Genomic DNA, 17,936 nt, shown 5'->3' with positions numbered 1-17,936 from the left:
CTCTGGCTTCTGACCACTGACCTCTGGAATCATTTATCCGTATAATTAGGTTTGCGTTTTTCTACAAATGCAGACATGCCCTCTTTACGGTCATCACTGGCAAAGGTCAAAATGAAATTTTGAATTTCTAAGGTTAAGGCTGAAGTAAGATCGAGGTTCATCCCAATGTTAATCGAGGACTTCGCCATTTTCATAGCAACCGCAGGCTTTGAAGCAAGTTTTTTAGCAAGTTTTACTGCTTCTTCCATAAGAGAACTCAAGGGAACAACCTTATTGACTAAACCAATATTTAGAGCAGTATTAGCATCTATGATTTCCCCAAGGAAAATCAGTTCTTTTGCTTTGGCGGTACCTATCAAGCGAGGTAAGCGCTGGGTACCTCCTGCTCCGGGAATGATACCAAGATTAATCTCGGGTTGACCAAACTTCGCAGTATCTGAAGCAATCCGAAAATCACAAGCAAGGGTTAGTTCTGTACCGCCGCCTAGACATAAACCGTTGATAGCAGCAATAACTGGTTTTCCAAGACTCTCAATTTTCGTTAAGGCAACAAAGGGATTTTGGCAGAAGGTATGACCTTCCACAGGAGTTAAATTGACCATTTCTGTAATGTCTGCACCCGCTGCCAGAGCTTTTTCTCCGGCACCAGTAATAATAACCGCTTTGACAGAAGGATCAGCTTGGATGTCGTCTATGGCCTGAATCAACTCCTGAAACACTTGGCTACCCAAGGGATTCATGGGAGGCCTATTTAAGGTTATGGTCGCTATTCCATCTTCCTTCGTGAGAATAATTACTTCATATGCCACGGGCATACCCCTTTCTTCAAGAAGCTTGTCTATTGGCAAGCTTCTTTTTAAGGCTAAGTCCGGATACTTCTCGACTTTGTTCGAAAACCAGCTGAGAGTTCCTTTATCGAACTAAAACTTGGCACTTGTGATTAATACTTATAGAAACCTTCACCGCTTTTTTTCCCGAGCTTACCTGCCCGAACCATTTGCTTGATAATTTGAGGTGCGCCATATTGGCTATCCCTAAACTCATCGGCAAAATATTCCATGACAGCATGGTTGATATCAACACCGGTAAAATCCATTAATTCAAAAGGACCCATAGGATAGTTAAGTCCTAATTTAATCGCTGTATCAATATCCTCAACTGAAGCTACTCCTTCTTGTAAGAGACGGGCTGCCTCCACATTCTGCGGAATCATGATCCTGTTTACTATGAATCCCGGCGAATCCTTTTTAACTTCTACCGTTGTTTTGCCAAAGGCCCTTGCTAATTCTGTAGCCGTAGCAATCGTTTCATCAGAACTCTTAATGCCACGAATAATTTCACAGAGCCGCATAATTTGGGCTGGGTTGAAAAAGTGCATGCCGCAAACTTTATCCGGACGGCTTGTTGTGGCGGCTATTTCCGTGATAGACATCGAAGAAGTGTTGGTTGATAAAATAACTTCAGGACGACAGATCCGATCAAGGGCCTGGAAAACTTCTCTCTTAAGATCCATTTTTTCAAGAACAACCTCAATCACAAAGTCGGCAGAAGCCAGATCTTCGAGCTCTGTAGTAGCTTTTATTCTAGCCAAGGTTGCCTGGCGTGCATCTTCCGTCATTTTGCCTTTTTCCACTGAACGAGACATAAGCCTATCCATGTTTTTTATGGACCGATCGATAAAAGCCATGTCAATGTCCCTGAGGATAACATCATAGCCCGACATAGCCGCTAAATGTGCTATACCTGTACCCATTGTTCCAGCGCCTACTACACCAATTGTTTTGATGTTCATTAATAATTCCTCCTCAAAAATTAGATTATTGAGATCTTTAACATCCCCTTAAGAGACCTTGATAACTAAGGCTGCACCAGTGTCGCCGGCGGCGCATCCTGTGAATAGACCATAGCCACCGCCTAGAATAACCAGTTCTTCAATCATTTCCATTATTGTCCGCCCGGCAGTAGGTGCCTGGGGATGCCCATAAACAAGTGAACAGCCGTAATTATTCATCGTCATAACATCAAGACCCATTTCGTTAGCCATGTACAAATCATTGGCCGTAAATGGATTATGCGATTTGATTGCTTTTATGTCCTTGATATCGATACCAGCATTTTTCAAAGCCATTCTTGAGGCAGGCACTACCGCCATCGCCATATGATCCTGTTCGGCACGAGCATAGCCATAGGACATGATTTGGATTTCGATGTTCTTATCGGTACTTAGTTTTAGAGCTTTCTCTCTGGTGGTTACAATAAGTCCACAATTACCATCAGCCGGATGGGTTTGGGCGCCAAATGAGTGTACCCCGCCTGGAATAACCGGTTTCATTGGCGTCAAGCTCTCAAGAGTTGTGGGAGTAATACCTTCATCTGCTTCAACTATTCCCATTTTCTTTTTACTTATTTGATATTCCGCTGGAATCATATAACGTTTTTGGAACGCCCGATCATTAGCCAATGCATCCTGATATTGCTCGTAACGCCTAGCCGTAACTCGATCAACATCTTCCTTGGTAATTCCACCAGCCTTTTTGACCACATTCTCGGCAGTCTGAATCATGGCAACCCCTTTAAAAGGACCTCCGTTAAAATTATCCATAACCCAGCTTTCCGAAATCATTTCGCCACCAGGGCCTTTTGGATTAGGCCAGACTGTTAGAGGACCATTGGAACAACGGTCTGTAAGCAAGCAAAATGAAGTTTCGTAAAGACCTGTCTCAATACCTGTAGCGGCTTGGTTAAGAACAGTCGTGGAAGTAGAGCAGGCCTGAGTAATATGCATGCCAGAAATATCAGGTGTTCCCATTAGAGTGGCCGCCCAAGGGGCATCATAAAAAGTATGAATTTGTCCAATGGTTTTCCCAAAAACAAGGTACTCAAATATCTTCGGATCAATTTCTTTCGTAGCCAGCCATTTTTTGGCTGTTGACCCTGCTAGTTCAACAGCATGTTCATTTTGCAGACTCCCCTGCCAACGAGCAAAGGGTGTACTGTAGTAACCACCATACGGAATATACGCTTTTGAATACATTCGATTCCCCTCCATCATCCATTCATTATTTCTAATGGGTTATTATTATTAATCCTTTGTCATTTCAATTAGCTTTGTCTTCCTTTAGAATTCCTCTCTGTATCTATCCCCTCCTCTTTGTATTTAATTAAGATTGTGGGTTTCAAGAATATACCTTCTACTCATCAGTTTAGATGTAGAAATAGAAAAATATTCCAAATGTAAGAGCGGTTAACCCTATGTTCCAATCTTCCGAATATTCGTTTTAATAATAAGTTTATTATATACTATTATCGACTATAGTACAATTAGAAAATAGAAGTCAGAAGATCCCGTTTTTGCTTGGGAGCTTCCTTCAACGCTCAATCTTAAGTTCCGGATAGCCTTGGCATAAAATCTGCTCCAACTTACTTGACATCAGTTTAGTGATCGAGATCTCGAAAATCTATAACACGTTTAGCTTTACCTTCACTACGTTCCAAGGTCTTAGGAGCAACAACTTTGATACGGGCACTGAGGCCTAGTATTTGGTGTAATTCGGAACCGGTCTCTTCTTGCACCTTTTCCATAGCCTCAGCGCCTTGCGCGAATAATTCTTTTGTACATTCCACTTGGACTTCCAGATCATCCATATAGGTGGATCCGCGGTCCACAACAATAACATATTGGGGTTCAAGTCCCTTAATGGTTAAGATCACATTCTCGATCTGAGAAGGAAAAACGTTGACTCCTCTAATAATTAACATATCGTCTGTTCGTCCGGAGATACGTTTCATGCGAGCTGTGGTTCGTCCGCAGGCACAGATATCCGTATCAATGATGGTACGATCTCTGGTTCTAAAGCGCAAGATTGGGAAGCCTTCTTTAGTGAGAGAGGTAATCACCATTTCCCCTTGACTACCCTGTGGGCAAGATTCTCCAGTATCAGGATCAACGGTTTCTACTAAGAAGTGGTCTTCACAGATATGTAAGCCGTTATGATAAGGACATTCTGATGATACTCCGGGACCAATCATTTCAGTGAGTCCGTAACAGTCATAGGCTTCTAAGTTGAGTTTTTCTTCGATTTTACGTTTCATTTCTATAGTCCAAGGTTCAGCTCCGAAAAATCCTACTCTGAGCTTAAGATCCCGAACAGGATCAACACCGAGCTCTTTGGCTTGTTCAGCAAGTACTAAGGCATAGGATGGAGTACAAGTGACAACTGTTGCTCCAAGATCTTGCCAGAGCATAACTTGACGTTTACTGAGTCCACCAGATACCGGAACAACAGCTGCACCTACACGCTCAGCTCCATAGTGAAAACCTAGTCCGCCAGTAAAGAGGCCATAGCCATAATTATTGTGAACAATATCAGCATCTGTTACCCCCGCTGAAGTATATACGCGCGCCATTAGTTCAGCCCAAGTGTCTAAGTCTTTGGCTGTATAACCAACGACAACCGGTTTGCCAGTTGTGCCGCTCGAAGCATGCATGCGGACGATTCTGTCCATGGGTTCTGCAAACATTTCAAAGGGATAATTGTCGCGAAGGTCATATTTTGTAGTAAAGGGTAGTTTATTTACGTCTTTTAAACTTTTAATATCTTGGGGTTTGACACCTAGTTCGTCCATTTTCTCCTTATAGAATGGAATTCTACTGTAACATCGTTCGACTGTTTTTTTGAGCCTTTCGAGTTGTAACTTTTCAAGTTTGGATCGCGGCATGGTTTCATGTTCTCGATCCCAAATTAAACATTGTTTAGCACCAAGTTCAGGTCTTCTCACCCTCATTAAGGGACCCTCCTTATTTAGCATTATCACTTACCTAGGTTCACTAATTGGTTCCAAAATTTTGTGACCTCTCAATTATCTTAGTCATAATATATCAAATATTCACGCAATTATATTGTTTGAGCAAATCAACTGTTCATTTTAAAGGTTTTACGATGGAAAACTGCCGTTGAATGGGTTTTAACCCAAGTGGCAGTGGACGTAATTTGACTGTGAACGGTTTTCTGGACCCTAAAGCGACTACCTGAGCACTTGGCAGGACTTTACAACTCAGTATTATTTGATAAAATTAATATACCATTCTAAATTTTCTGATAATTGTCCACATGAAAGGAGGTGTATCTATGTTAGGGTTAACTGACCCAGGAGTAATAGCTGCTTATCTCTTATCAATCGGCAGTGCCCTTCTTTGTGTAGTATATGGAGTAATGAACTGGGAAAAGGATTAAGAAGCCTATGTATAGAAGGAGGGGATTTAATCAATGGGCGTTTTTTATACCATTCTGGCTATCTACGTAGTGATCGTTGCATTCCTAGGTTATCTAGGGTATAAACATACTAAATCTTCGAAGGATTATATGGTGGCAGGTGGAAATATTCACCCTTATGTCATGGGAATGGCTTATGGGGCAACCTTTATCTCTACCTCGGCCATTGTAGGATTTGGTGGGGCTGCTGGTTTTTTTGGAATGAGTATGTTATGGCTAACCGTCGCCAATATTTTTGTAGGAATATTTATTGCCTTTGTTTTCTTTGGCAAAAAGACGCGTGCTCTGGGGCAGAAATACGGAGCCTTTACTTTTCCTCACCTCTTAGGATCACATTATGAATCTATCTTTATTCGCCGTTGGTCAGCAGCACTCATGAGTATCGTCTTACCCATTTACGCTGCCGCAGTGATGATCGGTGGTGCAAGATTCTTAGAACAAACCTTAAAGATGGACTATACTACCGCACTCTGGGTTCTCTCTCTCGCAGTTTTAGCTTATGTCTTTTTTGGTGGCCTCAGAGGAGTTGTTTATACAGATGCCTTCCAGGGCACTTTGATGTTCATTATGATGTTCCTGCTAATCATTTTAACCTATAAGATGTTAGGTGGAGTCTCTGCCGCCCACGCTAAGTTAAACGCAATGAATAGTTTAGTCCCTGCGGCGCTAGCTAAACAGGGCATGGTCGGCTTTGCCTCAATGCCTAAGTTTCTATCTCAAAACTGGTGGTTTGTCATATCAACCTTAGTTCTTGGGGTTGGAATTGGTGTTTTAGCTCAACCTCAACTCATCGTTCGCTATATGACCGTTAAATCTGGCAAAGAATTAAATAGAGCCTTAGCTTTTGGTGGGGTATTTATTCTTTTCATGACCGGTGTCGCCTTTACAGTAGGTGCTCTTTCAAATGTTTACTTTTATGAAACAACCAAAAAAGTTTCTATGATGGCTTCTGCCGTCGGAGGTGCTCCTCCTAACACGGATAAAGTCATCCCCTTGTTTCTAACTCAAGCTTTTCCCTCCTGGATTTATTACTTCTTCTTGCTAGGGCTTCTGGCTGCAGCTATGTCGACCTTGAGCGGCCAGTTCCACTTTATCTCAACCTCAATCAGTTATGACCTGCTTGGCAAAACCAGTAAAGACGATTCCGGCAAAACAATCTGGTTAGCCCGGATGGGTTTGATTGTCGGTTTTGTGATTACCGTCTTTGTGTCCTTTCAATTACCGGGAAGCATTATTGCTATTGGAACTTCAATCTTCTTCGGTCTTTGCGCTGCTGCATTCCTTCCCATGTATATAGGAGCACTTTGGTGGCAGCGTTCTTCAAGATCCGGTGCGCTATGGAGTATGATAGCAGGATCCCTTATTTATCTCTTTATGTGTATCTTTGTCAATGCTAAGGAATCGGCAATCTTTGGCTTGACTAAAGCCCTTTTCGGAACAGTCTCTCTAGCTGGAACTGGCTCCTTAAGTTATATCGATCCACTGATAGTAGCTCTACCTGCCAGTGCTGTGATTTTCATTATCGTGACTTTATTAACTGAACCTATGAGTAATGTTAGAACCAATGCCATAAAACAGTAAACTCGTAGAACCCACCCCCACTTATAGAAGCTTGTAAAAGCTTGTAAAAGCTTGTAGAAAGTGGGGGGCTTACGAGTGGATAAATGACGAACAAGTTTTAGTTTTGGCGGAAAACGCACGCGCGTTCTTCCGTCTATTTTTTATTTCCCAGGCGCTCGAAAAATGCTTGAAGTAAAGATTGGACTTGTCCCTCTTGCAAAAATCGGGTATCCGACATGTCGGCCTCAAAGACCATACCAGGTAAACCGGTCAGTTCAGTAATTTGTTTTCTTTTGTCATAAAGACCAAAAGAGTTGGGCTTACAACTACGATTAGAGAACAAGACAAAGCCGTCACAGTTGTAATGTTTTATGAAATCTAATTTTAGTTTAACTCGATAGTCAAAACCTCGGTTGACAAATGACTCTGAATATACTTCTGCTAACGTTTGCAGCGGATGAGCGAGGTCAAACTTCATAGCCCAGGAATGGGTATACTGGGATGCAACCACCAGTGCATTATTGGCAGCAAACATATCTGAGAACCAACGCAAGCGTGGCCAGACTGGAATATGATCAAAGTAAATTTTATACTGTTCATTAGGAATCGCATAGATTTTTTTCTCCACTCGTTCCTCTAGCTCCTGTTTTAATTGGCGATAATAGTCAACGGCCATTTGAGTACCACGCCAGGTGACAATCGGAGCCATATGAAAACAAGCATCAAAAAAACCGAACGGGGCGGGTTTCAAAGCTGCCATTTCCAAGCAGTCATTCCAGAGTTGGCAAGCTTCATTGGATAGCTTCAACACTTCCTGGAGCCGGTCGAAATCAAAACGACGCTTTGTATTAACCTCAAGAAATTCAATCATCTCCTGAAGCTGATGAATAACATAGTTTTTACTATGGTCAGATACTCCGTTTTCAATCAGGGGCGAATCCAGCAAAAAATAAGGTGCCTTATAAAAACGGCCGGCTGCTTCAAACCACTTGGGTAAACTGCCACACTGGGTATTACAGCTCAGAAGCAAATCCGGAGACAGGATTTGTCCTACCAAATGCTCAGAAGTGTAAGCATCACCTAGGCCGCATCTGGCATAGCCGCATAGGTCTTGAAAGTAACCCTTGCTTTCCGCTGCCTCGGAGAGTTTATCGGCCACTTTCCGAGCAGCAGCCAAGGCTCCAAAATTCTCTGGATAATAAGGGAAAAGATCCATTGCATAAACAATTTCGACTGGGAAAACTGCTGTCACCCAAACTACAGGTATACTCTCTCGGCGGCATTCCTCACCCCGAGCATAATATTTAGCCATTAATTCTTTCATAAGACCTGCTGTTTTGAAAGGCTCACTCAAATAAATCCCCCCCGATCATTTCTATAAAAGCTTCCAGTCTGGTCCTGATCTGACCTAAGGAAAGATTGGTAAACTCCGTCTCAATACGCATATTTGGAATTCCTGCTAAATCCAGAGCCACGCGCATATCATTATAATCATAATTCTCCGGTTCACAGAATTTAAGGTGGAGAAAGATCATTCCCTGAGCTTTGGACCTTTGCACTAAATCGATTAGGAACCGCCGCCGTTCGTATTCCGGATTATCATAGCCGCCAAAAGGAATCTTGCTGAGCTGACGATCCGCTAACGCTTCTAAAGGATCACCGTCTTCAACGGCGTCCGGTCCTAGATAACGGTTCCCAGTCAATAAGTCATCACCGACAACCACGCCTCCTGACTCTTCGATTAAATCCATAATCTCCGGTGGTTCCCAAACCCCACCTGAGATAACAAGTCTAACTTGGGAACCAGCCTGAACTGTAGCCTTAGCTAATCTTGGCTCCATATCCTTTATCAGATCACGCAAAAGTTGGCTATGATCCTCCTTATCCATATACATCGCAGCTTTGATTATGGTATAAGCTTTACGTGAAGTTATCAGTTCCGGATGACTGGTATGGATTTCAAACATCTGGCGTAATAATTTACGATTCTCGTTAAATATTCGAATTGAGGCCTGTATTTTTTCATTCGTAATAACTTCTCCGGTCTGTTGTTCAAGATTAGTTTTTAAACGAGCCAATTCTTCAGTGAGATATTTTCGGGCGCTGGGACGGTTCACCTGTCTAGGCATTAAGAAGTTTTCAATATAGGGAGTTTTGCAAGTTTTACGCCAAATACCCACCATCATTCTAGTTGTGTCACAGGTATGAGGAATTAGAATACCGTCCAGAAAATCAAGGTCCCCACGCAAACCCATCTCCAGTGAGCTGCGCATAAGTGAACAAGCCCACACTTGGAGATGAGTATCGGCTAAACGAATATTACTGTTAGAACCTAGAATACCTACCGGAAAAGCCCCCGCAGCGTGTATTAACTCTTCAGGCACATCAGACAGCAGCCAGCCAATAACCTTTTGGCCTCGTGCCTTCCGCCTAAGGGCTTCATCATATGGAGAAGCTACCGCGGCAGCAAATTGATTAAAATAATTCTCAATACTCATTATTTGCCTCCCCTTATATACTCCTAATTATTCAAAACTACCGATGACTTAGGATATGAATAGTAGCTATCACCTCCAAATACTAAAAAATAGCAACAAAAAAAGACTATATATCGATACCCTATTGGGACGAAAACCGTAGCCTTTCGCGTTACCACCCAACTTGACCAATTAATGGTCCACTCAGTAGGTACAGAATAATTTGTTGTTCACAATGAAAGAGGGTAAAAAAATAAACTTCTCGACCCCGTAGGGACGAGAAGTATTTCTCGCGTTACCACCCAACTTGACTTCGAAGAAGTCCTCTCTCAAAGGTGCCGAAACAAACTCCGATACCTCCTTCACCTAACGGGGAAGAACCGTCCAATCCTACTTGGCGAACCGTTCAGATGGCAACTCCGGAGCGAACTTCAATTACTGTCACCTATAGAAGAGCTTTCAGTCAGCGACCCTTCCTCCCTGAAAATTAACGTGTAATTTACTTTTCTCCATCATAGTCTTTGCAGATGTTTATTCAATTGACTATATGGTATTAGATTATGAGCTTTGTGTTAATACACATTTTCAAACTTTTGGCAAAAAAACCAAATTGTCGGTCAAGTAGTTACCGTACAATAATCGGTTCCCTTGGCGACAAGGTCAGGTAGCGAGCACCTTCGTCTCCCTCAACGACAACAGTATCCTCAATTCCTACTGCCCCTAAACCTGGGAAAACGAACTTAGGCTCGATTGCCACAACCATTCCAGAGACTAACACCTCTTTGGCACCCCGGCTAATTGTTGGTAACTCATCGAGTTCCAGCCCAATTCCATGCCCGATAAAAGCAACACGTGCTTGACCAAAACCCATAAAGTTTTGTTCATACGGTGTATTTTCTTTGACCCAAGTCATAATTTCAGCATAGATTTCCCCTGCGATCCTTCCTGGTATCATAGCTTTACGCAATCTTTCTTCTACCTCTAAAATGATTTCATGCGCTGCAAGTAGTTCCGGAGACATATTACCATAAGCCATGAGCCGAGTCTGATCTGTTTGATAACCATTGACTACTGTAACAAAATCCAGAATAATTGACTCCCCTTCTTGGATAATAGCCTTAGAAGGTCCTTGGGGGAAAGCAATCGATGCTCCCTTGCCAACGATTGGACCGTCAAAACATCCTGGAACCGTAGCCCTCGAACCAGAAAATATCGCACCAAAGTGAAATTCAGAATTAAAGCCGCGCACCCGTGAATATCCTTCATGACCTGCAGCCCGTGCTTTTTGCTCTAGGTGTGAGTCAAACTCAACTTCAGTTATCCCAGGGCGTAAAATTTCTTGAGCATAGGCCAATACTTGTGGATATACAAGAGCTGTTTCTTCTAAACGGGCTATTTCCCATGTAGATTTAGTAGCCCTTTGTAAACGAATAAATGGGGAAACATCAACAAAACGGATTTCCTGAAACGCTTTACGGTAGCGTTCATATTGGCTAACAGGTAAGACATCAAACTCTAGGCCCAATACTTTAGGCAAGGGTAAACTGGCCTCTTTAAGATAACCCGGGATTTTAGAAAGCCCCAAAAGTGGTATTACCCTCCAATCCGTTTCTTCTTCGGCTCTGGCTACATCACGATAGGCCATAACAAGTGGTTGCCCAACCTGGGGAATATAAATATGAATATTTTGAGCTGTTCCACTATAATACAAAGTATCAGCCCTCTGTACTAATAATGCCCCATCGAACCCTTCCCTTTGCAACGTTTCCTGTAAATTATTTACCCTTTGTTGTAATTCGGACTCCGGAACCTTCATTGTTTGCCTCCTCAACTAAAGCTATTAGCGCTTTCATTATAATAATACATCATTCTCCATCTGATCAAAGTTTTCCTGCATCTTCAACAAGCAATACAGCACCATAACCGATCTGCTTTATAGAAAAGAATTATTGTTTTTCATACAATGCTTTAGCAAAGAGTGCTGCGCCCAAGGCTCCGGCAATTTGGGTATCATATTTGGGTTTAAGGGCTTCTACTCCCAGGAGCCTTTCTAGCCGTTTAACTATACCGGCATTCTTGGCGATTCCACCGGTGATAGCAAAGTTTTTTTCCATTCCGTTACGCTCTAACAAATTGACTACCCGACGGGCCATGGCTAAGCAGTAGGCTGCTAGGACTTTTTCTTTAGACCATCCTTGCCGTAACAGCCCTGTAGCTTCTGTCTTAGCAAATACAACGCAGGTACTCGATACCGGTATGGGTTCTTCTTCAACATTTAGAGACATTTCTCCAACATCCTCGATAGAGACGGATAATAAGTTAGCGAATACTTCCATTCCACGTCCAGTTCCTGCGGCACATTTATCATTCATTAGGAAGGAGGTGACTTTTCCTTTTTCATCACAGTGGATGGCTTTACAGTCTTGCCCACCCATATCCAACAAAGTCCGTAGAGTGGGTCCATACATGAAGTTTGCTCCTCTAGTATGACAAGCAATTTCAGTAACAGTTTTATCGGCAAAAGGTACGTTTACCCTGCCATAACCCGTTCCTACGGTAAATTTAACCTCTTCTAAGGTTAGTCCAGTACCTTCCATTGCCCAGTTCATGGCATTCGTGGCGGAACTTAGGCTGTCCGATCCGGTCCGCATATTTGAATAGGCATACAACTCACCATCAACACAAATAACGGCCTGAGAACTAGTTGAACCGACATCTACACCTGCTGTGACTAATTTACCTGTCCAATCGATATCTGGGTTCTTCCAGTTATATTCTTTCCATCTCCAGTACTCTTTTTTATTATTCACAGTCTCACTCATACTTTGAACCTCCTCTCTTTTACCCTATTTCTACTGCATACAGTGCTGCTCCTAAGGCACTGATAAACTCGGGATATTCCGGAACGATGATAACTTTGGCCAAGTCTTCACTTAGGGATTGGACTAACCCTATATTTTTACCTGGGCCGCCGATGAGTGCTACGTCGTCGACGATCCCAACTCGGCGCACAATTGAGCTAACTCGGTTCGAGACTCCATCATGCACAGCTTTGGCAATATCCTCTATTGCGGTATTTTGATGGATTAATGAGACGACTTCTGATTCGGCGAATACGACGCACTGGGCGTTCATCGGGACTTTTTTGGTATGTTTCATAGACAGTGGACCCATTTCCTCTGCGGTAGTTTGCAAGGCTCTTGCCATGGATTCGACGAAAGATCCTGCTCCAGCAGCACATTTTTCATTGGTGGCAAAGTCGGATATTTTACCCTCTAGGGTAAGCTTAATCGCTCGGCCTTCTTCTGCTCCCAAGTCGATAATAGTGTTGACGGTTGGTACTACAAATCTGGCTCCTCGAGCGGCAGCTTCTACCTCTGTAACATAAGCTTGAGCAAATTTAATTTCACTGCGCCCTACACCCGTTGAGGCTAGTGCTGCTACATCCTTTGCCTTTAAACCGGCCTGTCCCAACGCATTAGTAAAGGCTTCTGTAGCCGCCTCGTTGATCTCAAAACCTGTTAAGGTCATGTATCTGCTAATGACTTCTCCATCTTTGAGTACCACTACTTTTGTGCTTCTGTTTCCACTATCAATTCCTACAGTAATCATTTTACTTAACTTACCTCCTTATATTTAGATGCCTGAGATCAAAAGTCAGATACGACTTGATCTATGTCCTTCTTGCTCCTGCTGATCTACTATCTTCCTTTATCGCCCCTAATAAAGCAACTGTTTTCATGATAGTGAGAGCCCCAAGGGGGGGTTAATAGTTCCTAGCATCTTATTATAGCCTTTTTTGAATTTGTCGGCACAACTTCTGGTATCAAAGGCACTTTTGTCCACCTAGTTAAATACTAGTTGTTATTCAACTGCTATCTCTGAAACACTACAAACTCGCGTTATTAAACGCGAGTTTGTTAGAAAATAAATTCTCGAAAGAGTGGCGTAGTGAATTCGTCAAGCTAAAGCTGAACATCGAGTCTTCGGTGACGAAAGCCTCCAGTGGAGGGTTTCGCCGAAGCCGCACGTCCCAAAAGGAACTCTTAGCGGCGAAGTCGGACTCTACCCCCACCGAAGCGGAGTACGAGGACCCACTCCCACTTGAAGAAGTGGGAGTCTTACGATTGGATAAATTTCTAGTAAGCTTAAATGGGAAATCCCTGGGTTCAGTCCATCTTACTGTCTCAAGACGACCTGAATAGTGGTGTTTAGGGACAAACAACCGATCTGATACCCTCACCGGAGCGTAAGAAATCTAAGCCCTCATTAATTTGGTCAAGTGTAAAGCGTTTAGTTACCATGGGTACTAATTGGATTTTTCCATTACGAACCAGCTCGATTGCTTTTGGATAATCTTGTAAAGAACAGCCTAAAGAACCCACAACTTCCATTTCTCGATACATAACCTTGCTAGCATTTAGTGACATCGGACTTGGCGGATAACCTACGATGACTAGGCGCCCGCCGTTTCGTACAAGATTAAAAGCAGTTTCCAGTGTTTTCGGATTGCCAATACATTCCATAGCAATATCTACTCCAGCGCCAACCGTCGCTTTCTTGACTGCTTTAACAAACGCTTTATCATCGGGATAATCTTTGGGATTAAAGATACCAACAGCACCTAAGTCTTTAGCCTTGTCCAATTTGAATTGCATAATATCAACAGCATAGACAGAGGCACCCGCAGCATTAGCAAGTTGGACAAGGTTTAAGCCAACCCCTCCACAACCAAAGACAAGTAAAGTATCACCAGGTTTCACACCGGACCGGTTTTTTACAGCATGGAAAGGTGTAGTAATAGCATCGGCAATAATAGCAGCTTCAATCAAAGGGATTTCATCTGGTAAATGAAAGAGATTATTTGCAGGAGCTTTGACATATTCTGCATAGCCACCATCTACATCGTTCCCAAACATCTTCATTTTTTCACAAGTATTGCCACGTCCTTGACGACAAGGGCCACATTCACCACAGGCCATAACCGCTGGCAATAAAACATGATCCCCGACTTTGAATGTTGTAACATCTGGGGCGACTTCAAACACAGTACCAGAGATCTCATGTCCTAAGATCAAGGGTGGCTTCTTAAAAGTAGGAGTACCATGGTCAATATAGCCTATATCTGTGTGACATAGTCCGCAGGCGGCAACCTTAACTAAAACTTCACCAGTTCCAATGACTGGCATTGGAACTTCCTCTACTTTAAGAGGCTGATTAGGACCATAAAATACAGCTGCTTTCATTATAAATACACCTCCAATTATTCATGGAAATATTCTTCCTTATATTGGATATCTACGATACCCTTTGGGCTTAGAGTGCATTAGGTAAACCTGTTGCTCACTGAGCTTCCCAGTAAATAATTCCAGCATTACTCCTAATCCGAACACGCTCTTGAACCCTTAGCCAACCCAAATGCCCTAGTGTTTCCGAAAGAGCTAACCAAGTGTGATATCGCCCGCCGCTAGGAAATAATTCGTTGGCTATAGAAAATGCACTCAAGCGTTGAGCACCTATAATTCGGAGGACTTGCTCACTTCGTTTAGCCATACGGTTAAATTGATGCTCAATTGCTTGGTCAACTGATAGGATCGGTTTGCCATGTCCTGGATAAGCTTTAGAAGCTCCAAGCAGGGCAATCTTTGTCATAGACTCCTGCAACCTTACCAAGCTCAAGTCTCTATCTTCCCCATAAATATTAAAGACTGGGTTTGGAGTAATTTGCTGCAGTAAGGTATCACCAGTGAACACTACGCCATTTTCTACAAGCTGAAAACAACAACTACCGGGTGTATGCCCAGGTGTATGAATTACCTTAATGGTCAGACCAAGAAGTTCTAAGTCAGTACTCTGTGACAAAGAGCGGATACAAAACACCGATAAGGGCTTAAACTCTCTCTCTGAGGCTACTACTTCACTTATCAAACTTGCTATCCGGCTCTTTTGGACACCGAGTTTTTCCAAAAAGGGAATGGCTGGCTCAGGGTCTTCAAAAAAAGGATTCTCTAAAGTACCGGTTAATTTATGTCTATCAGCGGGATGGACCCAAACCTGGGCACCTGAACGTTCCACAATTTGCGCTGCAAAGCTAAAATGGTCATAGTGCCCATGGGTTACCAAAATGTGTCGAATATCCTCCCAACTGACTTCAGCTTTTTTCAGAGTAGCTTCGAGTATATCCAACGCTTGAGGGGCATTTGGACCAGTATCTACTAGGATGGACTGATTATTTTCGAGTTTTATGAGGTAAGCGTTGGCCTTAAACCCAACACCTGGAATTGGTACCTTGTACTCATAGATCTGCATCCCATTGTTCTCCGTTTCGTTACCTTCAGTCTCCGTTTAGTACAGCGCCTCAATAATAGTAGCCATACCTTGCCCACCACCGATACAAAGTGTAACCATCCCATAGCGGCCATTACGTCGACGCAGTTCATAAAGAAGAGTCGTCATTAAACGAGCTCCGGTTGCTCCGATTGGATGTCCTAAGCCAATGGCACCACCATTGACATTCGTTTTCTCCATGTCAAGCCCAAGTTCCCGAATAACTGCCAATGATTGTGAAGCAAAAGCTTCATTCAATTCAATTAAGTCAATATCGGCTAAACTAAGCCCAGCTTGTTTTAAAGCTTTACGTACTGCTGGTATGGGACCAATTCCCATGATTTGCGGTGGTACTCCAACTGCTGCATCTGTAACAATTCTAGCCAGAGGCTTGATACCTAATTCCTTAGCTTTTTCAGCAGACATCAGTACCACTGCCGCAGCAGCATCATTACGGCCACAAGAATTACCTGCTGTAACGGATCCGCCTTTCTTAAACACTGGTTTTAAACTTGCTAGTTTTTCCAGCGTCGAAGCTCTTGGCCCTTCATCCGTATCAAAAATAACCGTGCCTTTTCGAGTCTTGATCTCAATAGGTAGAATTTCATCCTTGAAAACCCCTGAAGCTAAGGACCTTTGACATCTTTCCTGACTCTGGAAAGCGAACTTATCCTGATCCTCTCGCGAAACATTATATTTTTCGGCCACATTTTCAGCAGTATCACCCATCGAAACACTGCCATAAATCGAAGAAGGTTGCCCACCTGGGCCTGCTTCTGTCAAGGAATCAACTAATACCCCATCTCCAGCACCATACCCATAGCGCGCATTTTTAAGGTAAAAGGGTGCCCGACTCAAACTTTCGGTTCCCCCGGCCACAATCACTGCAGATCTTCCGGTCTGGATTTCTTGGGTTCCATTGCTGATAGCTTTTAAACTGGCAGCACATTGACAATGGACTGTATAGGCAGAGGCATCTTCCGTAATTCCCGCCAAAAGTGAACAAACGCGAGCGATATTTGCGGCTTCAGTCGTTTGACGCGACCAACCCATGATAGCTCCCTCTACTAAATCAGGACTTACACCTGCCCGAGCAACAGCCTCTTTTACGATAAGACCACCAAGTTCTTGGGGCGTAATGTCTTTAAGTGTTCCTCCGATATTACCAAGTGGCGTTCTTACGGCACTGACGATTACAACTTCTTGCAATTCTGGTCCCCCCCTTTTTATTAACTTAATATTCATATAGTGAACTCGTTCAAACAAAGTCGAGACTTCAGTGACGTAAGTCTCCAGTGGAGACTTACGCCGAAGGCGCAGTACCACAAACGGATACTTTCGCGCCGTAGGATGACTTACGCTGAAGGCGCTGGACCCTGAAAATACTTTAGCACTGTAGGATGGATTCAACCCCTTCGCCTTCGAGTGTTCGTATTGGGAAGGCGACTCGGCGAAACCAATCCTCAGCGGAATTGTAATCGTTTATGGCCGTGTTTCGGAATAAAATACTTAGCGATTAGGCGCGTCGCTTAGCGCATGATCATGCCACCCTCAATACAGAGAATCTGCCCAGTAATATAACTCGCATCTTGAGATGCCAAAAAGACAAAACCACCCGCCATTTCCTCCGTTTGCCCGAATCTGCCCATGGGTATTTTATCTAAATACTTAGCACTCAAGGTTGGATCTGTAGAAATTTTTTCCGTCATTTTTGTGACAGCAAACGGAGAAATCGCGTTAACCGTAACTCCGTATTTAGCTAATTCCCGTGCCGCAGATTTTGTCAAAGCATTTATTCCACCTTTAGCAGCTGCGTAATTCACTTGCCCGATCGTGCCTTGTAACCCAGCTGAAGAAGTCACATTGATGATTCGACCATAACCACGGGCTTTCATGTCTCCTGCTACAGCCTGCATGCAAAGGAACGTTCCTTTCAAGTGGATATTTATAACGTCATCCCACTGCTCTTCGCTCATTTTGAGCATCATAGCGGGTTTACTTAAACCAGCGTTATTGACTAAGATGTCAATTTGGCCCAGTTCCTCTTTAACTTTTTGAACCATTGCGAACACTGATTCTTTTTTCGCAACATCCACAGTAGCTACGCATGTTTTACGTCCAAGCGCTTCAATCTCTCGCACAACATCATCGTCACGAGTGATTGATCGACTAACTAGCGCCACATCTGCGCCCTCACTAGCAAAGGCCAAAGCAACAGCCTTGCCTATGCCATCCTTCGCACCTGTTACTAAGGCTACTTTTCCTGCAAGTTTCATCTCTTTTCCCCCATTAAATTATT

15 protein-coding genes and 1 other annotated feature are annotated in these 17,936 nt (G+C 43.2%); of the genes, 2 read left to right on the top strand and 13 right to left on the bottom strand.

Features of this window, described 5'->3' with window-relative positions; genetic code table 11:
- Window positions 1-29: 29 nt before the first annotated feature.
- The 4 genes from JL57_RS17565 to JL57_RS17550 all read right to left on the bottom strand — a co-directional run bounded on the left by JL57_RS17565 (window position 30) and on the right by JL57_RS17550 (window position 4,785).
- On the bottom strand, window positions 30-809 hold the full coding sequence (locus JL57_RS17565; RefSeq protein WP_034143318.1) for an enoyl-CoA hydratase/isomerase family protein: 780 nt from the start codon (window positions 807-809) through the stop codon (window positions 30-32).
- A gap of 131 nt (window positions 810-940) precedes the next feature.
- Complete coding sequence (locus JL57_RS17560; protein WP_034143317.1) at window positions 941-1,792, bottom strand: 3-hydroxyacyl-CoA dehydrogenase family protein; 852 nt, start codon at window positions 1,790-1,792, stop codon at window positions 941-943.
- Between the two features lie 48 nt (window positions 1,793-1,840).
- On the bottom strand, window positions 1,841-3,034 hold the full coding sequence (locus JL57_RS17555; protein WP_034143316.1) for a thiolase family protein: 1,194 nt from the start codon (window positions 3,032-3,034) through the stop codon (window positions 1,841-1,843).
- A 401-nt stretch (window positions 3,035-3,435) separates the two neighbouring features.
- Entirely contained in the window at window positions 3,436-4,785 is a 1,350-nt protein-coding gene (locus JL57_RS17550; protein WP_045691614.1) for a phenylacetate--CoA ligase family protein, read from the bottom strand.
- Between the two features lie 344 nt (window positions 4,786-5,129).
- Between JL57_RS17550 and JL57_RS36470 the strand changes: the two genes are divergently transcribed.
- Both JL57_RS36470 and JL57_RS17545 read left to right on the top strand, forming a co-directional pair.
- On the top strand, window positions 5,130-5,234 hold the full coding sequence (locus JL57_RS36470) for a symporter small accessory protein (protein WP_366557046.1): 105 nt from the start codon (window positions 5,130-5,132) through the stop codon (window positions 5,232-5,234).
- 33 nt (window positions 5,235-5,267) lie between these two features.
- Entirely contained in the window at window positions 5,268-6,854 is a 1,587-nt protein-coding gene (locus JL57_RS17545) for a sodium:solute symporter (protein ID WP_034143315.1), read from the top strand.
- Between the two features lie 133 nt (window positions 6,855-6,987).
- On the opposite strand, the gene JL57_RS17540 is transcribed toward JL57_RS17545, so the two are convergent.
- The 9 genes from JL57_RS17540 to fabG all read right to left on the bottom strand — a co-directional run bounded on the left by JL57_RS17540 (window position 6,988) and on the right by fabG (window position 17,913).
- The gene (locus JL57_RS17540; RefSeq protein ID WP_034143314.1) at window positions 6,988-8,187 is read right to left on the bottom strand and encodes a 2-hydroxyacyl-CoA dehydratase subunit D; all 1,200 of its coding nucleotides are present in this window, start codon (window positions 8,185-8,187) and stop codon (window positions 6,988-6,990) included.
- Window positions 8,180-9,331: a 2-hydroxyacyl-CoA dehydratase subunit D gene (locus JL57_RS17535; RefSeq protein ID WP_034143313.1), complete on the bottom strand. Its 1,152-nt coding sequence runs from the start codon at window positions 9,329-9,331 to the stop codon at window positions 8,180-8,182. Before JL57_RS17535 ends, JL57_RS17540 begins: the two co-directional genes overlap by 8 nt.
- A gap of 248 nt (window positions 9,332-9,579) precedes the next feature.
- Window positions 9,580-9,835, bottom strand: a binding site (T-box leader).
- Window positions 9,836-9,935: 100 nt separating this feature from the next.
- A complete protein-coding gene (locus tag JL57_RS17530) occupies window positions 9,936-11,126 on the bottom strand; it encodes a Xaa-Pro peptidase family protein (RefSeq protein ID WP_034143312.1) in 1,191 nt (396 codons plus the stop codon).
- 130 nt (window positions 11,127-11,256) lie between these two features.
- Entirely contained in the window at window positions 11,257-12,132 is an 876-nt protein-coding gene (bzdQ, locus tag JL57_RS17525) for a benzoyl-CoA reductase, bzd-type, subunit Q (RefSeq protein ID WP_034143311.1), read from the bottom strand.
- A 19-nt stretch (window positions 12,133-12,151) separates the two neighbouring features.
- A complete protein-coding gene (locus JL57_RS17520) occupies window positions 12,152-12,922 on the bottom strand; it encodes an acyl-CoA dehydratase activase (protein ID WP_034143310.1) in 771 nt (256 codons plus the stop codon).
- Between the two features lie 599 nt (window positions 12,923-13,521).
- Complete coding sequence (locus JL57_RS17515) at window positions 13,522-14,556, bottom strand: zinc-binding dehydrogenase (protein WP_034143309.1); 1,035 nt, start codon at window positions 14,554-14,556, stop codon at window positions 13,522-13,524.
- Window positions 14,557-14,653: 97 nt separating this feature from the next.
- A complete protein-coding gene (locus JL57_RS17510; RefSeq protein WP_034143308.1) occupies window positions 14,654-15,619 on the bottom strand; it encodes an MBL fold metallo-hydrolase in 966 nt (321 codons plus the stop codon).
- A gap of 36 nt (window positions 15,620-15,655) precedes the next feature.
- Window positions 15,656-16,846 carry a thiolase family protein gene (locus JL57_RS17505; RefSeq protein ID WP_034143307.1) on the bottom strand — a complete coding sequence of 397 codons (1,191 nt, stop codon included), beginning with the start codon at window positions 16,844-16,846 and terminating at the stop codon, window positions 15,656-15,658.
- A 320-nt stretch (window positions 16,847-17,166) separates the two neighbouring features.
- Complete coding sequence (gene fabG / locus JL57_RS17500) at window positions 17,167-17,913, bottom strand: SDR family NAD(P)-dependent oxidoreductase (protein ID WP_034143306.1); 747 nt, start codon at window positions 17,911-17,913, stop codon at window positions 17,167-17,169.
- Window positions 17,914-17,936 lie beyond the last annotated feature (23 nt).

This window comes from Desulfosporosinus sp. BICA1-9 (genome assembly GCF_000802135.1).
The sequence above is the reverse complement of the archived record's forward strand: the minus strand, read 5'-3'. Positions and strand labels throughout refer to the sequence as shown.

Excerpts from the sequence above, each read along its gene's own strand:
- JL57_RS17555 (WP_034143316.1), bottom strand. The coding sequence starts at position 3,034 with ATGTATTCAAAAGCGTATATTCCGTATGGTGGTTACTACAGTACACCC.
- bzdQ (WP_034143311.1), bottom strand. The coding sequence starts at position 12,132 with ATGAGTGAGACTGTGAATAATAAAAAAGAGTACTGGAGATGGAAAGAA.
- JL57_RS17560 (WP_034143317.1), bottom strand. The coding sequence starts at position 1,792 with ATGAACATCAAAACAATTGGTGTAGTAGGCGCTGGAACAATGGGTACA.
- JL57_RS17520 (WP_034143310.1), bottom strand. The coding sequence starts at position 12,922 with ATGATTACTGTAGGAATTGATAGTGGAAACAGAAGCACAAAAGTAGTG.
- JL57_RS17545 (WP_034143315.1), top strand. The coding sequence starts at position 5,268 with ATGGGCGTTTTTTATACCATTCTGGCTATCTACGTAGTGATCGTTGCA.
- JL57_RS36470 (WP_366557046.1), top strand. The coding sequence starts at position 5,130 with ATGTTAGGGTTAACTGACCCAGGAGTAATAGCTGCTTATCTCTTATCA.
- JL57_RS17515 (WP_034143309.1), bottom strand. The coding sequence starts at position 14,556 with ATGAAAGCAGCTGTATTTTATGGTCCTAATCAGCCTCTTAAAGTAGAG.
- JL57_RS17530 (WP_034143312.1), bottom strand. The coding sequence starts at position 11,126 with ATGAAGGTTCCGGAGTCCGAATTACAACAAAGGGTAAATAATTTACAG.
- JL57_RS17535 (WP_034143313.1), bottom strand. The coding sequence starts at position 9,331 with ATGAGTATTGAGAATTATTTTAATCAATTTGCTGCCGCGGTAGCTTCT.
- JL57_RS17510 (WP_034143308.1), bottom strand. The coding sequence starts at position 15,619 with ATGCAGATCTATGAGTACAAGGTACCAATTCCAGGTGTTGGGTTTAAG.
- JL57_RS17550 (WP_045691614.1), bottom strand. The coding sequence starts at position 4,785 with ATGAGGGTGAGAAGACCTGAACTTGGTGCTAAACAATGTTTAATTTGG.
- fabG (WP_034143306.1), bottom strand. The coding sequence starts at position 17,913 with ATGAAACTTGCAGGAAAAGTAGCCTTAGTAACAGGTGCGAAGGATGGC.